This is a genomic window from Janthinobacterium sp. GW822-FHT07H11 (genome assembly GCF_058798615.1).
This window is the reverse complement of the sequence record NZ_CM179507.1, coordinates 4,351,795-4,372,048: the sequence shown is the minus strand read 5'-3', so window position 1 is coordinate 4,372,048 and position 20,254 is coordinate 4,351,795. Positions and strand designations below refer to the sequence as shown.

Sequence of the window (20,254 nt, the reverse complement as noted above, 5' to 3'; positions counted from 1 at the left end):
ACACCATGAGCCATACCATGCAGCAATTCCCGATTCCCTGTCCCGACCCGCAGGCGCGCCAGCCGGCCAAGCTGGCGCACATCGTGCTGGCCTCGCGCCATTTCGAGGAAAGCATCGACTGGTGGGCCATCGTGCTGGGCGCGCGGATCATGTTCCGCAACGAGCTGCTGTGCTTCCTGTCGTATGACGAGGAACACCACCGCCTGGCCCTGATCAATACGGCCAATTTCAGCTCGAAGCGGCGCGAAAGCACGGGGCTCGACCATGTGGCGTTCACCTACGCCTCGCTCGACGACCTGCTGCACACCTACGAGCGCCTGAAGAAGATCGACATCACGCCCGTCTGGTGCATCAACCACGGGCCGACGACGTCGATGTACTTCCGCGACCCGGACGGCGTGCAGGTGGAGCTGCAGGTGGATAACTTCTCCAGCCAGGAAGAACTCGACGTGTGGTTTCACTCGGGGGCGTTTGAAAAGAACGCCATCGGCGTGGAATTCGACCCCGACTACCTGCTGGAGCGGCACCGCCAGGGCGATGCCGAGCGGGTCTTGCTCGGCGCGGGCAATGTCGTCAGCCGGCGTTTCGTCACGCTGCCATGAGGCTGTGCACCTTTTCCGCGCCGGGCATCGAGCGCCATGCGGGCGTGGCGCTCGACGGGGGCTGCCTGCTCGACCTCACGGCCCTGCATGCGTCCGATGCGCGCTTCGCCAGCCTGCTGGCCATCATCGAACACGAGGCGGCCACCTTGCCCGCCATTCGGGCCAGCCTGGGGCGCCTGCTTGAAGCATCCGTCAGCGCGCACATTCACGCAGTGCATGCCGTCATGCTGGAGCTGCCCTTGCAGCCGCCGCAAATCCGCTGTTTCAGCGCCTATGCCCAGCATCTGAAGAACGCCTTCGGGCAGATACTCAAGCGCAAGAAGAATCCGCTGGCGTCCCTGCTGCTGCGCGCGCTGTTCAAGATTCCGCCGTCGTTTTATGCCGCGCCCGCGTACTACAAGGGCGTGCGCCTGAACCTGTCCGGCCCGGGCGACACGATCACGCCGCCTGCGTCCGGCCCCATGCTCGACTACGAGGCGGAACTGGGCGTGGTCATCGGCCGTGGCGGCAAGAACATCCCGGCCAGCCAGGCGATGCGTCATGTGTTCGGCTACCTGATCTTCAACGACTTTTCCGAACGCTCGCAACTGATGAAGGAGATGGGTTCACGCCCCAGCGCGGGACCGGCCAAGGGCAAGGACTTCGATGGCAGCAACAGCCTGGGGGCCTGGCTGGTGACGCGCGACGACATCGCCGACCCGCACGCGCTGCAGGTGACGGTCAGCGTGAACGGCGAATTGCGGGGCAGCGGCACGACGGCCGCGATGAGCCACAGGATAGAACGCATCGTCGAGTACGCGTCATGGAACGAGACCTTGCAGGCGGGCGAATTGCTGGCCACGGGCTGCGTGCCCAATTGCGCGGGCATCGAGCAATGGCGCTTCCTGGCGGCCGGCGACCGGGTCGAGGTGGCCATCGACGGCCTGGGCTCGCTCGCGAACCTCATCGGCAAACAGGAAGGAGGCTAGCCGGCGCAGGCGTTTCAGGAAGAGTGTTATCCAAAAATTATAAATAACGGAGACTTGCATGCATACGAAACATCTGGCCATCGCGATGGCCGGCGCGCTCGCGCACACCCTGGCCCAGGCGGACAATGGTTTTTTCCAGGTCGGTTATGGCGCCGAAGCGCGCGGCGTCGGCGGCGCGTCGGCGGCCGTCACGCGCGAAGTGCTGGGCGGCGCCAGCAATCCCGCCACCACCATATGGATCGACGGGGCTGGCGAACGCCTGGAAGCGGGCATGGCCATCATCCAGGGCAGGACGCGCATGTCGCGCAGCACCGCCGCCGCGCCCCTGCTCGACACGCACACGGACAGCGAACGGGCTTTCGAACCCGTGGGCGAATTCGCCTACGGCACCCTGATCAGTCCCGCCATGTCGGTCAGCGTGGTCGCCTATGCGAATGGCGCCTCGACCTTCTTGCCCGCCTCGACGACGGCCTGTCCCGGCACGCTGGGCAATGCCATGTGCGGCGCGGGCAGGACGGGCGTCAGCATCCGCCAGCTGATCGTCGCGCCCAGCGTGTCGATGAAGGTGGCGCCCGACGTGTCGCTGGGCGCCTCGCTGCTGCTGGTGGGGCAGCTGTTCAAGGCGGAAGGGGTGCAGATGCTGGCCGCTTCCTCGCAGTCGCCGGGGCGGGTCAGCAACCAGGGCACGGCAACGGCCCACGGACTGGGGCTGCGCCTGGGCGCCTACTGGCGCGCCAGCGAGCAGCTGGGCCTGGGCGCTTCCTGGTCGCCCCGCGTGCGCATGAGCGAGTTCGGCAAATACAGGGGCTTGCTGGCCGACGCGGGCCGTTTCGACGCGCCGGAAAACTATCTGATCGGCCTGTCGCTGGCGGCCACGCCGCAGCTGTCGCTGCTGGCCGACTACCAGCGCATCAATTACAAGGGCGTGGCGGCGCTGGCGAACCGGCCTTTCGACGGCGGCAATCCGTTCGGCAGCGCGGGCGGCGCCGGCAACGGCTGGGAAAACATGGATGTCTGGAAGGGCGGCGTGCGCTACCAGGCTACGCCGCGCCTGCACCTGTCGGCGGGCCTGTCGTACAACACGGCCGCATTTGCCAGCGCCAGCACTTCGGCCAACATCAATTCGCCATCCACGTTCCGCCGCCATTACACGCTGGGCGCCGGCTATGCGGGCGGCGGCGCGCAGTGGTCCGCGTATTACCTGTATGCGCCGCAGGACACGCGCAGCGGCCCCTCCGCGCTGGCCGCCGCCATGGGCTCGTCCGGGCGGGAAAGCATCGGCACGCGCCAGCAGATTATCGGCCTGCAATACAGCCATGACTATTGACTATCTCTTGACCACCGATTGACCACTTTGGAAATCCTGACCCCATGAACGCTCGCATCACACCACCAGCCGAGGCCCAGCCCACGTCCCTCGATGACCGCTTCCTGCTGGAAAAGGGGCAAGTCTATCTGACCGGTAACCAGGCGCTGGTGCGCATCGCGCTGGACCAGCGCCGCCTCGACGCCGCCCAGGGCAAGAACACGGCCGGCTTCATTTCCGGCTACCGCGGCTCGCCGCTGGGCCGCTTCGACATGGAACTGTGGCGCGTCGCGCCCGTCCTGAAGGCGGCGCAAGTCCACTTCCAGCCCGGCGTGAATGAAGACCTGGCCGCCACTGCCGTCTGGGGCAGCCAGTTCGTCGGCAGTTTTCCCGGTGCCCGGGTCGATGGCGTGTTCGGCATCTGGTATGGCAAGAGCCCCGGCGTGGACCGCGCCGGCGATCCGCTCAAGCATGGCAACCTGGCCGGCACCTCGCCGCTGGGCGGCGTGCTGGTGCTGGCGGGCGACGACCATAGCGCGAAGTCGTCCACCACGGCGCACCAGTCGGACTTTGCGCTGATCGCGGCGGGCATTCCCGTGCTGTACCCGGCGAATGTGCAGGATATTCTCGATTTCAGCCTGCGCGGCATCGAGATGTCGCGGCAGACGGGCTGCTGGGTGGGCATCAAGCTGGTGACCGATGTGGTGGAGTCGGCAGCGGAAGTGACGGTGGGCCAGCTGGCGCCGCTGCCCCGGCCCGCGCCGGCCGCGGCGGGCACTTCCCTGCACATCCGCAAATTTGAAATGGCGCCCGCGGCGGAAGAGCGGCTGTATGTGCACAAGCTGCCCGCTGCCGTGGCGTTCGCCCGGATGGCCGGCCTGAACCAGCTCGTGTGGCCGGCGCCGCAGGCGCGCGTGGGCATCATCACGGCCGGCAAGTCGTATGCCGATACCATGCAGGCGCTCACGCGCCTGGGCGTCACCGCGGACGGGCCGGCCGGGCAGGGCCTGCGCCTGCTGAAGATCGGCATGGTGTGGCCGCTGGAAGACCAGATCGTGCGCGACTTTGCGCAGGGGCTGGAAACGATACTGGTGGTCGAGGAAAAGCGCCCGCTGCTCGAAGCCCAGCTCAAATCGATCCTGTTCGACGCGCGCCTGTCGCCGCCGCCCGTGGTGCGGGGCAAATTCGACGGTGCGCCGGAATGGTCGAGCTTGCGGGGACGGCCGGAGCTGCCCATCTGCTACGAACTCAATACGGGGCAGATCAGCGCCGCCATCGCGAAACTGCTGGGGATGGCCGTGGTGGAAGAGCGCGCGTCCGCCTGCCAGGCGCCGGCCGGCGCCGTACCGCTGCGCAAACCGAGCTTTTGCGCCGGCTGCCCGCACAATATCTCGACCCGGCTGCCGCAGGAAAGCCGGGCGCTGGCAGGCATCGGCTGCCATACCATCGCCATGCTGAACGACCCCTTGAAAACCAATACGGTATCGCACATGGGCGGCGAGGGCGTGATGTGGATGGGGCAGGCGCCGTTCACGGACGAGGAACACGTGTTTGCCAACATGGGCGACGGCACCTACTTCCACTCGGGCTACCTGGCCATCCGCCAGGCCGTGGCGGCCAATTTGCGGATGACCTACAAATTGCTGTTCAACGGCTTTGTCTCGATGACGGGCGGCCAGCCCATCGATGGCGACATCAGCGTCGACAAGGCGGTGGCGCAGCTGCAGGCCGAAGGCGTGCGCAAGATCGTCATCGTCACGGACGACGTGGCCGCGTACGCGCAGCGCCGCCAGGCGCTGAACGTGCCCATCTGGGACCGCACGGCGATGGAGCGCGTGCAGCAGGAATTGCGCGCCTATCCCGGCTTGTCCGTACTGATCTACGACCAGGCCTGCGCGACGGAAAAGCGCCGCCTGCGCAAGCGTGGCCAGCTGCCCGATCCGCAGGTGCGCACCTATATCGACCCGGAAGTGTGCGAAGGCTGCGGCGACTGCGGCGAACAGTCGGGCTGCCTGGCGATCGAACCGCTGGACACGCCGCTGGGGCGCAAGCGCAAGATCAACCAATCGTCGTGCAACAAGGACCTGTCGTGCGTGCAGGGCTTTTGCCCCAGCTTCGTCACCTTGCACGGCGCCACCTTGCGCAAGGCGGCCGGCGCGGCGGCGCTGACGATTCCGCCGCTGCCCGGCCCCGTCATCGCCGACCGTTTCGAGCCCGTATCGCTGCTCGTCGCCGGCATCGGCGGCACGGGCGTGGTGACCATCGGCGCCGTGCTGACGATGGCGGCGCACCTCGACGGCAAGGCGGGCAGTTCGCTGGACTTGACGGGCATTTCGCAGAAATACGGCGCGGTGGCGTCGCACATCCGCCTGGCGCCCACGGCCGGCGAGCTGCACGCGGCGCGCATCGGCGAGCATGAAGCCGATGTGCTGCTGGGCTGTGACCTGATCGTGGCGGCCGGCGCCGAGGCCATGTCGCGCCTGCGCCCGGGCCTGGCCAGGGCCATCGTGAATACGGAAGTGGTGCCGACCAGCGATTTTACGCGCCAGCCCGACTGGTCCGCCGATGCGGACAGCCTGGCGCAAGGCATGCGCAGCGTGCTGGGCGAGCGCGCCCATTTCGTCGACGCCTCGGCGCTGGCGCAGGCGCTGCTGGGCGACGCCATCCTGTCGAACATGCTCTTGCTGGGCTGTGCCTGGCAACAGGGCTTGCTGCCTGTGAAGCTGGACGCGATGCGCCGGGCGATAGAGCTGAACGGCGTGGCCGTCAAGGCCAACTTGCGCGCGTTCGACGTGGGCCGCTGGCTGATCCACGACCCGGCCGCCGTGCGGCGGCAGGTGCTGCCGGTCCAGCAAGTGCATTTTGCGCGGGCGCAGCAACCCAGCTTGTCCGCGCTGATCGAAGACCGTTGCGCCAGGTTGCAGGTGTACCAGGATGCCGGGCTGGCCGCGCTCTACCGCGAGCGGATGCAGGGCTTGCGCGCGGCGCTGGGGCAGAAACCGGCGTCGGAAAAGATCCTGCGCCAGGCCGCCACGCAGTATTTTCGCGTGCTGGCCGTCAAGGATGAATTCGAAGTGGCGCGATTGTACAGCCGCAAGGAGTTCCGCCAGTCGCTGGCCGGCAGCTTCGAAGGCAACTTCCGCATCCGCTTCCACCTGGCGGGCGGGCCGTTCGGCAAGACCGACGCGGCCACGGGGCAGGCGCGCAAGACGGCCGTGGGCGCCTGGGTGTTGCCGGCCTTCCGCCTGCTGGCCAGCCTGCGCTTCCTGCGCGGCGGGAAGCTTGACCCGTTTGCGCGCGGCGCGGAAGCGGCCTTGAACCGGCGCATCCGCAGCCTGTATGAAGGCGACCTGGCGCGCATCGCGCAAGGGCGCGATGGCAGCGAGCAGATGCTGGAGCTGGCTTCCTGGCCCGAGGGCATGCGCGGCTACGGCCATGTGCGCGCACGCCAGGCCGACACCGCGCTGGCCAGGCGTGCCGGCATTGCGGTATGCTCCCCGCTGACAGCTGTTCAGCCTACTTTGTAACGGACGCAATATGCCAACTTCCATGCCTGCCCCTATACGGACTTCCTTGACTACCCTCGCCAGCGCGGGCGACCTGCTGGCCCTTGAAGCGGCCCGCGATGTGCCGCTCGATGGCGTCGCCAACACCTACGACTTGCTGCGGCGCGGCGCGGCGCGCGCCCCCGATGCGCCGGCGCTGTCCTTTTTCATGCGCGCGCAAGACTATGCGCAAGCCCATGTGTGGAGCCATGCCGAGAACCTGGGGCAGATCACGCGCGCGGCGAACATGTTCCGCAAGCTGGGCCTGGAGCGGGGCGAGCTGGTCGCCTTCATCCTGCCGAACCTGCCGGAAACCCACTGGACGATCTGGGGCGGCGAAACGGCCGGCATCGTGATGGCGATCAATCCCATGCTGGAAGCCGCCACCATCGGGCAATTGCTGCAAGCCGCGCAGCCGCGGCTGGTGGTCACCGTGGCGCCGGCCAGCGGCCGGGAGCTGTGGGACAAGGTGGCGCAAGCCGTTGCCGGCATCGCCAGCCTGCAAGCCATCGTGGCCGTGTCGACCGAGCACTATGGAACGGCGGCGCAGGGCGCCGGCGAGGCCGCGCCGCTGCAGGTCGACCTGCCCGTGCACGACTTCCACAGCCTGCTGATGCGCGAAAGCGCGCAGCAACTCGATTTCGCCGCGCCGTCGCTGGACGATGTCGCCTCCTATTTTTGCACGGGCGGCACGACCGGCATGCCAAAGATCGCCGTGCGCACGCATCTGACGGAAGTGGCCAATGCGCTGCAGGTGACGGCCGTGATCGGCGACGCGCTGATGGGGCCGGGCGACACCATGTTTTGCGGCTTGCCCCTGTTTCACGTGAATGCGCAGCTGGTGACGGGCTTGGCGAGCTGGAGCCACGGCGGCCACGTGCTGCTGGCCACGCCGCAAGGCTACCGCGCGCCGCAGCTCATTTCCCTGTTCTGGGAAATCGTCGCGCATCACCGGGTGGTGGCGTTTTCGGGCGTGCCGACGATCTATGCGGCGCTGCTGCAGGCGCCCAGCGCGGGACTGGACTTGTCGTGCGTCAAGCTTGGCATCTGCGGCGCGGCGCCCATGCCGCAGGAACTGTTCAAGCGCTTCATGGACACCTTCGGCATCCGCATCGGCGAGGGCTATGGTTTGACGGAAGGCGGCTGCGTATCGACCCTGAACATCCCGGGCGGCGACTACCGCTATGGCTCGATCGGCTTGCGCCTGCCGTGGCAGGGCGTGCGCATCGCCATCCTCGATGCGCAAGGCGCCTATCTGCGCGACGCGCAAGCGGACGAGGTAGGCGCCTTGCTGATCCGCGGACCGAATCTGTTCAAGGGCTACCTCGACCCCGTGCACAACCGGGGCATCTGGGTAGCCTGTCCGGACGGGGAGGGCGGACAGCAGGACTGGTTCAATACGGGCGACCTGGGCCGCATGGAGGCGGACGGCCATGTCTGGCTTGCGGGCAGGACCAAGGAATTGATCATCCGCGGCGGCCACAATATCGATCCGAAGTGGATCGAAGAGCCGCTGTGCCGCCATCCGGCTGTGGCGCTGGCCGCCGCCGTGGGACGGCCCGATGCCTATGCGGGCGAGCTGCCCGTCGTGTATCTCCAGCTGCATCCGGGGGCGACGGCCACGCTGGAGCAGCTGCAGCAATTTGCGCTCGAGCACATACCGGAACGGGCCGCGCTGCCCAAGACCATCCATATCGTGGCGGCATTACCGACCACGACGGTGGGGAAAATCTTCAAGCCTGACTTGCTGCGGCGCGAAATCCTGTCCGTCGTGCAGGCGGAGGCCAGCGCCTTGCAGCTCGAGCTGCTGACGCTGGAAGCGTGCCCCGACGAACGGTACGGCACCGTCATCGAATGGAGCGCCGCGGGCGACACGACGGCATTCCAGGCCGCGCTGGCGCGCTACACCTTCCAGCACCGGGCGCGCGCGCTCTAGCCTATGGCGGACCGCCAAGCCAGCGCCTTTTCCATCGCCACGCTGGCCAGGCTGATGCCGCTGGGGTGCGCATACGCTTCCTCGCGCAAGGCGATGAAGCCGGCGGCAGCGTAAAACGGCACGGCGTTGAGCGACGCGGACAGGTGCAGGCGCACGATGCCGCGCTGGTGCGCCAGCTGCTCCAGCGCCGCCAGCAGGCGCTTGCCGATGCCGAGTCCCGCGCGGGCCGGATCGACGAATACGGCATCGACTTCCTGCTTGTCCGCATCGAGCATGGCGTAGCCGGCGATGGCCCCGTCCCGCATGGCGACGATGCCGCCGCCTGCTGCCAGCATGGCGGCATAAGAGTCCGGCACGGGCGAGGCCGTCCAAACAGTAATTTGCTCCGGCGCATAGTGCGTGGCACAACCGACGCGCACGGCCACCGTGCGCAGCGCCCACAGGGCGTCGATGTCGGAGGGTAGGGCGGGGCGCAGGGTGATGGGCATGGCGGCTTTCGGGGCAAAAGAGCATGCTAGGGCAATGGCTTGCACTTCGCCAGCATGCCTTCTTGTCACTGCGCCGGCTTGTCCGGATCGATGTAATACGAGCCCGGCGGCGTGCTTGCTTATTGCGCCAGTTAGCGACGCCACGCGCCACGGGGCAAGCCGGGGCAGATTGAGAAATGATTGCCTTAAGGCATGGACTTGCTCCTGCAGTTGACGTTATCATGTTTTTGTAAGTGTCGGTGGCTGGCAAGCCGGCGCATGGGTGAAACATGGTGACAGGCGAAAGTGAGCATGGGCATGGCTAGTGATGCGTGATGCGCCGGGCGGCTTGTTCGCTGGCGGCGGGGCCGGCAGGGCAGCGGGACGCTGCCGCTGCCGCGCATTGCTGCTGTCGCTCTGCGTGGCCGCGTGCGTGTCCGCGTCGGCCGCGCCGGCATCGGCGCCCGTGCACGGCCAGCGCGTGCTGTTCCTGAATGCCTACGATTACGGCCGCGCCGGCGTGGAATCGTACACGCGTACTTATGTCGCCGCCATGACGGCGGCCGGCCTGGCCAGTGAAGACGTCATGGTCGAGCATCTGAACCTGAACACGCAGGGCGACCCCGCCCAGCGGGGCGAGATGCGTGATTTGTTGCTTTTAAGGTACACTCAAATCATGGGCCGCAAGGCCGACCTGATCGTCGCCATGCAGCAGCCCGCGCTCGACTATCTGCTGTCGGACCTGGCGCCGCTGGCGCGCGGCGTGCCGGTGCTGGCGATCAATACCTCGGGCAAGCCTTTGCCTGCGGGCAGTCCCGCCGCCATCTGGCAGCAAAAGGCAAACGTCGATTTTCCCGGCACCCTGGCGCAAGCCATGGCCTTGTTTCCTGATACCAAAACCATCGTCGTGGCCGTCGGCGCCAGCGAGGCCGACCAGGTCTTGAAGCGCACCATGCAGCAGGCGGCGCTGGCGTGGCAAGGCAAGGTCGCCATGCGCTACCTGGACGGCCTGACCCTGGCGCAGATGCGCGAGACGGTGGCGCACCTGCCGGCCGACAGCGTGCTGGTGGCGGGCAATGTCAACCGCGACATGGACGGCGCCATCGCCACGCCGGTGCAGTTTGCCGCGCAGCTGGCGCGCCTGGCCAACGTGCCGGCCTTCGGCATGTATAACGCGAACGTGGGCAAGGGTATCCTGGGCGGCTCCATCCTGCATATCGAGCAGGCGGCGCAGCAGGTGGCGCAGCTGTCGTTGGAGTTGCTGCAGGGTAAGGCGCCTGCCGCGCCGGGCGCCCTGCTGCCGCCGTCGCATCCGGTGCCCATGTACGACTGGCAGCAGCTGCAGCGCTGGGATGCCGACATCAGCCAGCTGCCGCCGCACACCCTGTTCGTCAACCGTCCGCCCCAGCTGTGGCACGAGCACCGTGTGGCCGTGCTGTCGGTCAGCGCCGTGTTCCTCGCCATGGCCGGCCTGCTGAGCGCGCTGCTGCTGCAGCGGCGCCGGCTGCGGCGCGCCGAGAGAGAGGCACGCGAAAGCGAGCAGCGCTTCCGCATCCTGGTGGAACACGCGCCCGAAGCCATCCTCGTGTATGACCTGGACCAGGACCGCTTCGTCGACGCCAACAGCAGCGCCCAGCAGATGCTGGGCATGTCGCGCGAGGCGCTGCTGGCCAGGGGCCCGTTCGACCTGTACAGCACTGCGCAGCCCGATGGCTTGCCGCTGGGACTGATGGTGGAGGAGCATTTGCGCCGGGTCATGCTGGGCGAGCCGGTCCACGTGGAGCGCCATGTGCGGCGCGCCGACGGCAGCGTGTTTCCCTGCGAAGTGCGGCTGGTGAAGCTGCCCATGGAAGGGCGGCGCCTGGTGCGCAGCGGCATCATCGATATCTCCGCGCGCAAGCAAAGCGAACAGGAATTGCTGGGCTACCGCGACCACCTGGAAGAGCTGGTGCAGCAGCGCACGGCCGCGCTGTCCGTGGCCGTCACCGAAGCCGAATCGGCCAACCGCGCGAAGAGCGTGTTCCTCGCCAACATGAGCCACGAATTGCGCACGCCCTTGAATTCCGTGATCGGCTTTTCGCAGATGATGGCCGATTCGAGCAGCATGTTCGAGGAAGAAAAGCATAACCTGGCCATCATCAACCGCGCCGGCCACCATTTGCTGACCTTGATCAACGATATCCTGGAACTGTCGAAGATCGAGGCGGGGCGCATGCAGCTGCAGGCGGGGCCCGTGGACCTGAACGGCTTGCTCGACGAGGTGCTCGAGATGGTGCGCATGCGCTCGGGCGACAAGGGCATCGCGCTGCGGCTGGAACGCGCGGGCGTGCCGCCGCTGGTGCGCCTGGACGGTGCCAAGCTGCGCCAGGTGCTGCTGAACCTGTTGTCGAACGCGCTCAAGTTCATCGAGCGGGGCAGCGTCACGCTGGCGCTGCATTGCCAGCCGGAGGCCGACGGCCAGGTCGCGCTGGCGTTTTCCGTGCGCGATACGGGCAGCGGCATCGCCGAAGCTGACCTGGAGCGCATCTTCGAACCGTTCGTGCAGGCCGATAGCGCGGTGGCGCAGGCCGGCACGGGACTGGGCCTGACCATTTCGCGCGAATTCGTGCGCCTGATGGGGGGCGAGCTGCGCGTCGAATCGCTGCTGGGGCAGGGTTCCGCGTTCAGCTTTTCCCTGCGCGCGCCTGCCATGCGGCCATCGACGGCCGCGCCGCTGGTGCCGGGCCGGGTGAGCCGCCTGCCGGCCGTCCAGCGGGGCCGCACGGTGCTGCTGGTCGACGATGATGAAAACTGCCGCAAGCTGCTGGCCGGTTTGCTGGCGCCGCTGGGTTTCAGCCTGCAGGAGGCGGCCGGCGGCAGGCAGGCGCAGGCGATGCTGGCGGCGCGGCGCTACGACATGGTGCTCAGCGACTGGCGCATGCCCGACATGGACGGCCTGGCGCTGACGCGCTGGCTGCGCGCGCAAGCGGACCTGGCGCAACCGCGCCTGGTCATCATGACCGCCTCCGCCTTCGAGGAGGAAAAGCAGGAGGCGCTGGCGGCCGGCGCCGACGGTTTCCTGCGCAAGCCGATCGAGCAGGAACACCTGTTCGCCATGCTGGAGCAGCAACTGGGCTTGCGCTTCCAGCGCGCCGCCGCCGGGCCGCAGGCGGCGCCGTCGGCCGCATTCGACGTGGAACAGGCGCTGCTGCAGCTTGGCGCGGCCGAGCGGCAGGCGCTGCTCGAATCGGTGCGCGCGCTCGATCTGCGGCGCAGCGCCATCGTGCTGGCCGGCGTGGCGACCGGCCTGCCGCAGCTGGCCGCGCATATCGCCGCCATGCTGGAACAGCACCAGTACCAGTCGCTGTGCGAATTGCTGGCGCGGCCCGGCGCCCTGACGCATGGGGCCGGCATATGACTTCCCCGACCGAGCGGATGCCCCGCCTGGGCGGCATCTCCATCGTGCTGGCCGTCAGCGTGGCGCTGACCTTTGTCGTCACTGCGCTGCTGCTGGTGTTCGCCGTGCTGTTTTACCAGTCCGAGCGCGAACAGCGCTGGCAGCAGCTGTACCAGAGCCTGTCCGTCAGCGCGGACCAGCTGGCGGTGGCCATCGAGCTGCCGCTGTGGAACCTCGATGAAAAGCAGATGCAGGCCATCATGCGCGGCACCCTGGGCAACCGCGAACTGGTGGCCAGCGCACTCATGCCGGCCATCGGCAAGGAAGCGCTGGTCCTGCGCCGCAACGCCGATGGCGGTTTCGACAGCCTGGCCGTGCTGCCCGACGAAGCGGACTTGCTGGCCGAACGGCGGCCCGTGACGATGGGCGGGCAAGTCATCGGCAACGTCGCCGTGTATGCGACGCCAGCGCTGCTGCACGCGCAGCTGCGCCAGCGCGCGCTGGCCATCGGCGCCATGATCGTGGCGCTCGACGTGATCCTGGTGGCCAGCATCTGGCTGCTGATGTGGTGCCTGATGCTCAAGCCATTGAAGGCCATCGGCCAGTATGCGGCCGGGGTCAAGGCGGGCCGGAGCGAAGCGTTGGGCACGCCGCCGAAGGCCTGGTTCCTGGGCGAGCTGCGCATCCTGTACCGCACCATCCGCGAGATGGTGGCCCTGCTCGACAGCCGCTACCGCGCGCTGCAGCGCAGCGAGGAGCGCGTGCAGATGGCCACCGGCGCGGCCAGCATCGGCATCTGGGACTGGAACGTGGCGGCCGGCGAACTGCAATGGGACGAGCAGATGTACGCGCAATTCAAGATCGAGGCGGCGAGCGGCATGCCGCCATCGGCCATCTGGCGCGCCACGCTGGTGCCGGAAGACCTTGCCGCCACCAAGGCGGCCATCCGCGCCGCGCTGCACGGCGGCCACGCGTTCGCGCATGAATACCGCATCCTCTGGCCCGATGCGAGCGTGCGCTACATCAAGGTCGATGCCGTGATCTTCCGCGACGGCGAGGGCAGGCCGCTGCGCATGGTCGGCTCGAACTACGACATCACGGCGCATCGCGAGGCCGAACTGGAGCTGCTGCGCCATCGCCACCACCTGGAGGAACTGGTGGCCGAGCGCACTGGCGCGCTGTCGGTGGCCGTCAGCCAGGCGCAGGCGGCGAACCGCGCCAAGAGCACCTTCCTGGCCAACATGAGCCACGAACTGCGCACGCCGTTGAATTCCGTGATCGGCTTTTCGCGCCTGATGACCGCCTCGCCGCACATGCAGGCCGACGAGAAGCGCAACCTGGCCATCATCCACCGCTCGGGCACCCATTTGCTGACGCTGATTAACGAGATACTCGAACTGTCCAAGGGCGAGGCGGGCCGGCTGTCGCCGCAGACCGAGGTGGTGGCGCTGGCGCCGCTGCTGCAGGAAGTGATGGACATGCTGGGCATGCGCGCCGAGCAGCAGGGGCTGGCGCTGTGGCTCGATTGCGCCGACGTGCCGCAGGCGGCGCGTCTGGACGCCACCCGCTTGCGCCAGGTGCTGCTGAATTTGATGTCGAACGCCGTCAAGTTCGCCGGCAGCGGCAAGGTCACCCTGCGCGTGCGCGGCGAACGGCTGCGCGACGATGCCTGGCGCCTGAGCTTTGCCGTCAGCGACACGGGCATCGGCATCGCCATCGGCGACCAGCAGCGCATCTTCGAGCCGTTCGTGCAGGCCGACAGCGAAGGGCCGAAGGACGGCACGGGTCTCGGCCTGGCCATTTCGCGCGAGTTCGTGCAGCTGATGAAGGGCGAGCTGACGGTGGAGTCCATGCCGGGGCAGGGCGCCACCTTCCGCTTCAGCATCGAGGCGCAGGCGGCCGACGCGGTGGCGGCGCCGCCCGTGCCCTCGCCCGCGGCGCCCGTGTCCGGGGCCGCGCAGCCGCTGCATGCGCACGACCTGGCGGTACTGCCGCGGGAAGAGCGCGCCGCCTTGCTGGTGGCGCTGCGCGAGCTGAACCTGGGCCGCGTGGCGCTGCTGCTCGAGGACCTGCCGCCGGCGGCGCAGCCGCTGGTGGGCCGGCTGCAGGCGATGCTGGAACAGCACCAGTACCGGCAGCTGTGCGCCTTGCTCGAACGTGACGGCGTGCCGGCGCCTACGTGAAAGTGTGGGCTGCCAACATCGGATTCGGTGAAAAAAGCGCGCAAAATGCGGCCTGGCGATGGTGCTAAATTGCAATAAAGATTATGATGATAGTACGTAGTTCACTGCAAAAAAGTGTCTTGTCCAGCGCGGCGACAGTCTGCCGCGCCTCATCCAAAGCTGAGAGAACTGCTACATGCACCGCGATTTTTCGGAAGTGAATACGAAGGGCGAAGTACTGATAGTCGAAGACACGCCGGCCTCGCTCAAGCTGTTGAGCGACCTGCTCGGTGGCGCAGGATATGCGGTGCGCCAGGCGCCGAATGGCGAACTGGCCTTGTGGACGGCCGAGGCGCGCCCGCCGGAGCTGATCCTGCTCGACGTGCGCATGCCGGGCCTGGACGGCTTTGAAGTGTGCCGCCGCCTGAAGGAGTCGCCGGCGCTGCGCCAGGTGCCGGTGATTTTCCTGTCGGCCCAGTACGATACGGACGACAAGGTGCGCGGCTTTGCGCTGGGCGCCGTCGATTTCATCGCCAAGCCGTTCCAGGCCGAGGAAATCCTCGCCCGCACGGACGCCCATGTGCGCCTGGGACGGGCGCGCGTGCAGCTGGCGCAGGAGCGCGCCAACCTGGAGCGGCGGGTGGCCGAGCGCACGGCGGAACTGGAGCAGGTGGCCAGCACGCTGGCCCACGAAGTGCAGATCCGCCGCGCCAATGAAGAGCTGCTGCGGCTGTCCGGGCAAGTCTTCGAAGCGACGCAGGACGCCATCCTGATCACCGACCCGGCCGGCATCATCGTCACCTCGAATCCCGCGTTTACGCGCATCACCGGCTATGCGGCGCAGGAAGTGCTGGGCGTCGACATCATGCGCCTGCACGCCGAATACACGGGCGAAGCGGTGCTGCTGGCCTTGCGCCAGGGCTTGCGCAGCAGCGGCTGCTGGTCGGGCGAGGTGCAGACCCGGCGCAAGAGCGGCGACACCTATCCCTGCCTGCTCAGCGTCTCCACCGTGCACGGCCCCGATGGCGCCGTCGTCAATTACGTGGGCGTCTTCCTCGATATCAGCGAACGCAAGGCCGAGCAGCACCTGATCGATTTCCTGTCTTACCACGATGCGCTGACGGGACTGCCCAACCGGGTCCTGATGCGCGAGCGTTTCGAGCAGGCGCGCGCGGGCGCCGCGCGCGCCGGCCAGCAGGTGGTGCTGATGTGCCTGGACCTGGACCGCTTCAAGAACATCAACGATTCGCATGGCCAGGCCGTGGGTGACAAGGCGCTGCAAGTGGTGGCGCGCTTCCTGACGGGCTGCGTGCGCGAAGGCGACACGGTGGCGCGCCAGGGCGGCGACGAATTCCAGATCCTGCTGCAGGACGACGCCCTGCTGGGGCGCACGCTGGCGCTGGCGCAGACCATCCTGGCCGGCCTGCGCGAGGAACTCAGCGTCGATGGCGAGCGCCTGGCGCTGACCACCAGCATCGGCATCGCCATGTGCCCGGCCGATGGCGACAGCCTCGACGACGTGCTGCGGCATGCCGATACGGCCCTGGTGCGCGCCAAGGAAATGGGGCGCGACCATTACGCCTTCTTCACCGAGCGCATGGGCAGCGATATCCGCGCCCGCCTGGCCATGCAGCAGCAGCTGCGCGGCGCCATCGGACGCGACGAATTCGCCGTGCACTACCAGCCGCAAATGTGCCTGCGCACGGGCGCGATGCTGGGTGCGGAAGCCCTGCTGCGCTGGGAAAATCCCGTGCTGGGCAAGGTGCCGCCTGGCCTGTTCATCGCGCTGGCCGAGGAATACGGCCTGATCACGGCGATCGGCGAATGGGTGCTGGAAAGCGTCTGTGCGCAGATCCGCGTCTGGCACGATGCCGGCCTGGGCAGCATCAAGGTGGCCGTCAACCTGTCGGGCAAGCAGTTTGCGCAGGACCGCACGGTGCCGTTCGTCGAGGCGGCCCTGCGCAAGTACGGCATCGCGCCGGCCTGCCTGGGCATCGAGATCACGGAAAGCACGGTGATGGGCGACCCGGACAAGGCGGTGGCGGCGCTCACGCGGCTCAAGGATATCGGCGTGGGCATTTCGCTCGACGACTTCGGCACCGGCTATTCCAGCCTCGGCTACCTGAAGCGCTTTCCCATCGACGTGCTGAAGATCGACAAGTCCTTCGTCGACGACGTCACCACCAGCAGCAGCGACGCGGCCATCGCCCGCTCCGTCATTTCGCTGGCGCACAACCTGGACATGCGCGTGATTGCCGAGGGCGTGGAAACGCGGGCTCAGGTCGACTTCCTGACGGAACACGGCTGCGACGAGATGCAGGGGTATTTTTTCAGCCGTCCGCTGGCGGCCGAACCGTTTACGGCGCTGCTGCGCGAAAAAAGGACCCTGGCAGTGGGGTGACAGGCTATGCTTGCTCTTTTCGACCTTGCACAGGCCTTCCGTGAAAAGACTGATTCCCGCGCTGTTCGGCGCATGCTTGCTGCTCGGCGGTGCCGCCGCCGCCTCCGCTCCCGTATCGCCTGCCGCCGCCGGCAGCCGCTTGCAGCAGATCTACACTGAGGAATGGCGGTGGCGCCAGGCGCAGAAGCTCGACGCCGACGCCACGCTGCCGCGCGTGGATGCCGCCACGCAGCAGGCGCGCCAGGCTTACTGGAGCGGGGTGCTGGCGCAGCTCGATGCGCTCGATGCCGCCAGCCTCGATGCCGAGGCGGGCATCAACTATGCCGTGTACCGCGCCCAGGTGGCCGCCTTGCTGGCCGCGCAGCAGTTCCGCGAGTATGAGCGGCCGCTCAATGCCGACACGGCGTTCTGGAACGATCTCGCCTACGCGGCCCGCAAGCCGCGCCGCACGGCGGCCGAATACCGCGCCTATCTGGCGCTGCTCAATGACGTGCCGCGCTACTTCCACGAACAGATGGCGAACATGCGCGCCGGCCTGCGGCGCGGCTTCACGCCGCCGCAAGTGACGCTGGCCGGGCGCGAACAGGCGCTGGCCGAGGTGGCCGAGGCGCGCGAGGCGCAGGCGACGCTGTATTACCGGCCATTCCAGCAACTGCCGGCGGGCATGCCTGCGCAGGAGCAGACAGCCCTGCGGGCGGCCGCCGCGCAGGTGATCGGCGAGGCCGTCATGCCGGCCTTCGGCGAACTGCTGGCCTTCATGCGCGACGTGTACATTCCGGGCGCGGCCACCACCCTGGCCGCCGAGCGCCTGCCAGACGGCAAGGCCTATTATCAGTCGAAGATCGCGGAATTTACCACCACGACCCTGAGCGCGGCGCAGATCCACGCGATCGGCCTGCAGGAAATGGCGAAGATACGCGCCGAGATGCAGGAGACGATACGCCAGACGGGCTTCAAGGGCGACTTCGCCGCCTTCCTGCGGTTCCTGCGCAGCGATCCGCAGTTCTATGCGCGCACGCCGGAAGAGCTGCTGATGCGCTCGGCCTGGGTGGCGAAGAAGTTCGACGCCAAGGCGGCGCAGTATTTCGGCTACCTGCCGCGCCAGCGCTTCGCCATCATCCCCGTGCCGCCCGAGCAGGCGCCTTACTACACTTCCGGCCGCGGCGGGCCAGGTGTCTACCTGGTCAACACCCATGACCTGCCTTCGCGTCCGCTGTACAGCATGCCCGCGCTGACCCTGCACGAATCGGCGCCAGGCCACGCCTTCCAGATGCCGGTGGCGCTGGAACAGAAGGGGCGGCCGGAATTTCGCCGCGCGTATATCTCCGCGTATGGCGAAGGCTGGGCCCTGTACTGCGAACGCCTGGGCGCCGAAATGGGCATGTATGAAAATGCCTATGAAACCTTCGGCATGCTCAGCTACCAGGCCTGGCGCGCGGCGCGCCTGGTGGTCGACACGGGCATCCATGCGCAGGACTGGACGCGCGCGCAGGCGCAAGCCTATCTGCACGCCAATACGGCGCTGTCTGCGCATGAAATCGAGACGGAAGTGGACCGCTACATTTCCTGGCCCGGCCAGGCGCTGTCCTACTACCTGGGCGAGATGGCGATCCTCGAAGGCCGGCGCAAGGCCGAGGCGGCGCTGGGCGCGCGCTTCGATATCCGCGCCTTCCACGACACGGTGCTGGAACTGGGCTCGGTGCCGCTGCCCGTGCTGGAGCGGCGCATCGACAGCTTCATCGCCGACGGCGGCAAGAGCCCTTACCTGGCGGCGCCCTGACCGCCGCATAGCGCCCATGGCGCGGCCGGCGCACCATGCTGGTGCACGCGCCGCGCCATGGTGCGCGATTCTCGCCTTTTCCCGCGCCGCACCCGTCCCCCTGGCGCTGGCATGCATCCTGCTTTGGTAATCGCATCGTGACTCGATTGCCCAGCATGCCCGATAGCCCCAGCCTTGCAACGCCCTCCGGCGCCGGCGCGCACAGCGCGTGGCAGGCGCATCTGCGCCTGGGCTTTACCCTGCACGATGGCGTCAGCCGCCTGGTCGAGCGCACGCACTGCGGCCCCCTGCGCGTGCAAAAGCCGCTCTACCCCGAAGGCGGCGCCGTTTGCCACGCCATCATCATCCACCCGCCCGGCGGCGTGGTGGGCGGCGACCAGCTGGCCGTCGACGCCACGGCGGGCGAAGGCGCGCACGCCTTGCTCACGTCGCCAGGCGCCGCCAAATGGTACCGCGCCAACGGCCATGTCTCGGGCCAGCACATCGCGCTGCGCGCCGGCAGCGGCGCGGCCATCGAGTGGCTGCCGCAGGAAAGCATTTTCTTCGACCAGGCCTGCGTGCGCCTGCGCCACGAGGTGGAACTGGCGGCGGACGCCGCCTACATCGGCTGCGACATCGTCTGCCTGGGCCGCAGCGCCTCGGGCGAGATTTTCAACACGGGCAGCATCGGCCAGCAGGTGCGGATCCGCCGCGGCGGCAAGCTGCTGTGGTGGGAGCAGGGCGTGCTGGCCGGCGGCGGTGCGCTGATGGCCAGCCCCCTCGGCCTGGGCGGGCACACGGTGTGCGCCACCCTGATCGCCGTCGGCACACAAGTTTCCCCGGCCGTGCTGGCCGCCGTGCGCGCGATCGCCGTGCCGGAAGGCGCCATGTTTGGCGCCACGCAGATGAAATCACTGGTGGCGGTGCGCCTGTTGTGCGGCGACAGCGAGGCGGCGCGCCACGCCATGCTGGCCGCCTGGCAGCTGCTGCGCCCGGCCGCATTGGGGCGCGAGGCCGTCGTGCCGCGCATCTGGAACACTTGAACAGCAAGGAAGCACAAGGAAAACCATGGACCTGACACCCCGCGAAAAAGACAAGCTGCTCATTTTTACGGCCGCGCTGCTGGCCGAACGGCGCCTGGCGCGCGGCCTGAAGCTCAATTACCCGGAAGCGGTGGCCCTGATCAGCGCCGCCATCATGGAGGGCGCGCGCGATGGCAGGTCGGTGGCGCAGCTGATGTCGGACGGCACGCGGATACTGTCGCGCGCCGACGTCATGGACGGCATCGCCGAGATGATTCCCGACATCCAGGTGGAGGCGACTTTCCCCGACGGCAGCAAGCTGGTGACCGTGCACCACCCGATACCGTAAGCACACAAGCGACATTGACAGGAGCCCCTCATGACCCCAGGCGAATACAAACTGGAAGAAGGCGAAATCAGCCTCAATGCGGGCCGCGCCACGGCCACCGTGGTGGTGGCCAACCGGGGCGACCGGCCGATACAGGTCGGCTCGCACTTCCATTTTTTTGAAGTCAACCCTGCGCTGGCCTTCGAGCGCTGGCGCGCCTACGGCATGCGCCTCAACATCACGGCCGGCACCGCCGTGCGCTTCGAGCCGGGCCAGCAGCGCACGGTGGAACTGGTGGCGCTGGCGGGCGAGCGCAAGGTCTACGGCTTCCATGGCGCGGTGATGGGCGAACTGCAGGATACCCCACCGGGAAAGGATTGAG

The 20,254-nt window shown here is 67.8% G+C and carries 13 protein-coding genes; 12 read left to right on the top strand and 1 reads right to left on the bottom strand.

The features are described 5' to 3' along the window. Positions 1-5: 5 nt before the first annotated feature. From AC3RCJ_RS19255 to AC3RCJ_RS19235, 5 genes are read left to right on the top strand one after another with little or no spacing between them, the layout of a single operon-like run. Positions 6-602, top strand: a complete 597-nt coding sequence (locus AC3RCJ_RS19255; RefSeq protein WP_492961403.1) for a VOC family protein — start codon at positions 6-8, stop codon at positions 600-602. Beyond that, positions 599-1,570 (top strand): fumarylacetoacetate hydrolase family protein, encoded by a 972-nt coding sequence (locus AC3RCJ_RS19250; RefSeq protein WP_492961405.1) that lies wholly within the window; start codon positions 599-601, stop codon positions 1,568-1,570. Before AC3RCJ_RS19255 ends, AC3RCJ_RS19250 begins: the two co-directional genes overlap by 4 nt. Before the next feature lie 58 nt (positions 1,571-1,628). Beyond that, on the top strand, positions 1,629-2,897 hold the full coding sequence (locus AC3RCJ_RS19245) for an OmpP1/FadL family transporter (RefSeq protein ID WP_492961407.1): 1,269 nt from the start codon (positions 1,629-1,631) through the stop codon (positions 2,895-2,897). A gap of 44 nt (positions 2,898-2,941) precedes the next feature. Further along, on the top strand, positions 2,942-6,403 hold the full coding sequence (locus AC3RCJ_RS19240; protein WP_492961409.1) for an indolepyruvate ferredoxin oxidoreductase family protein: 3,462 nt from the start codon (positions 2,942-2,944) through the stop codon (positions 6,401-6,403). A gap of 46 nt (positions 6,404-6,449) precedes the next feature. Continuing rightward, a complete protein-coding gene (locus AC3RCJ_RS19235) occupies positions 6,450-8,357 on the top strand; it encodes an acyl-CoA synthetase (protein WP_492961411.1) in 1,908 nt (635 codons plus the stop codon). Here the strand turns inward: AC3RCJ_RS19235 and AC3RCJ_RS19230 are convergent. Then, the gene (locus AC3RCJ_RS19230; protein ID WP_492961413.1) at positions 8,354-8,845 is read right to left on the bottom strand and encodes a GNAT family N-acetyltransferase; all 492 of its coding nucleotides are present in this window, start codon (positions 8,843-8,845) and stop codon (positions 8,354-8,356) included. The two genes, AC3RCJ_RS19235 and AC3RCJ_RS19230, sit on opposite strands and share 4 nt — an antisense overlap. Positions 8,846-9,152: 307 nt before the next feature. Between AC3RCJ_RS19230 and AC3RCJ_RS19225 the strand changes: the two genes are divergently transcribed. The 7 genes from AC3RCJ_RS19225 (at position 9,153) to AC3RCJ_RS19195 (ending at position 20,253) form a co-directional block, all read left to right on the top strand. Continuing rightward, positions 9,153-12,221 carry an ATP-binding protein gene (locus AC3RCJ_RS19225; RefSeq protein ID WP_492961415.1) on the top strand — a complete coding sequence of 1,023 codons (3,069 nt, stop codon included), beginning with the start codon at positions 9,153-9,155 and terminating at the stop codon, positions 12,219-12,221. After that, complete coding sequence (locus tag AC3RCJ_RS19220) at positions 12,218-14,383, top strand: sensor histidine kinase (RefSeq protein WP_492961417.1); 2,166 nt, start codon at positions 12,218-12,220, stop codon at positions 14,381-14,383. Before AC3RCJ_RS19225 ends, AC3RCJ_RS19220 begins: the two co-directional genes overlap by 4 nt. Positions 14,384-14,558: 175 nt before the next feature. Continuing rightward, complete coding sequence (locus tag AC3RCJ_RS19215) at positions 14,559-16,763, top strand: EAL domain-containing response regulator (RefSeq protein WP_492961419.1); 2,205 nt, start codon at positions 14,559-14,561, stop codon at positions 16,761-16,763. A gap of 40 nt (positions 16,764-16,803) precedes the next feature. After that, entirely contained in the window at positions 16,804-18,543 is a 1,740-nt protein-coding gene (locus AC3RCJ_RS19210) for a DUF885 domain-containing protein (protein ID WP_492961421.1), read from the top strand. 155 nt (positions 18,544-18,698) lie between these two features. Next, entirely contained in the window at positions 18,699-19,565 is an 867-nt protein-coding gene (locus AC3RCJ_RS19205) for an urease accessory protein UreD (RefSeq protein WP_492961423.1), read from the top strand. A gap of 25 nt (positions 19,566-19,590) precedes the next feature. Next, positions 19,591-19,893, top strand: coding sequence for an urease subunit gamma (locus AC3RCJ_RS19200; RefSeq protein WP_492961424.1), 303 nt, complete (start codon positions 19,591-19,593; stop codon positions 19,891-19,893). A 30-nt stretch (positions 19,894-19,923) separates the two neighbouring features. Beyond that, on the top strand, positions 19,924-20,253 hold the full coding sequence (locus tag AC3RCJ_RS19195; protein ID WP_492961426.1) for an urease subunit beta: 330 nt from the start codon (positions 19,924-19,926) through the stop codon (positions 20,251-20,253). The last annotated feature ends 1 nt before the right edge of the window (position 20,254 follow it).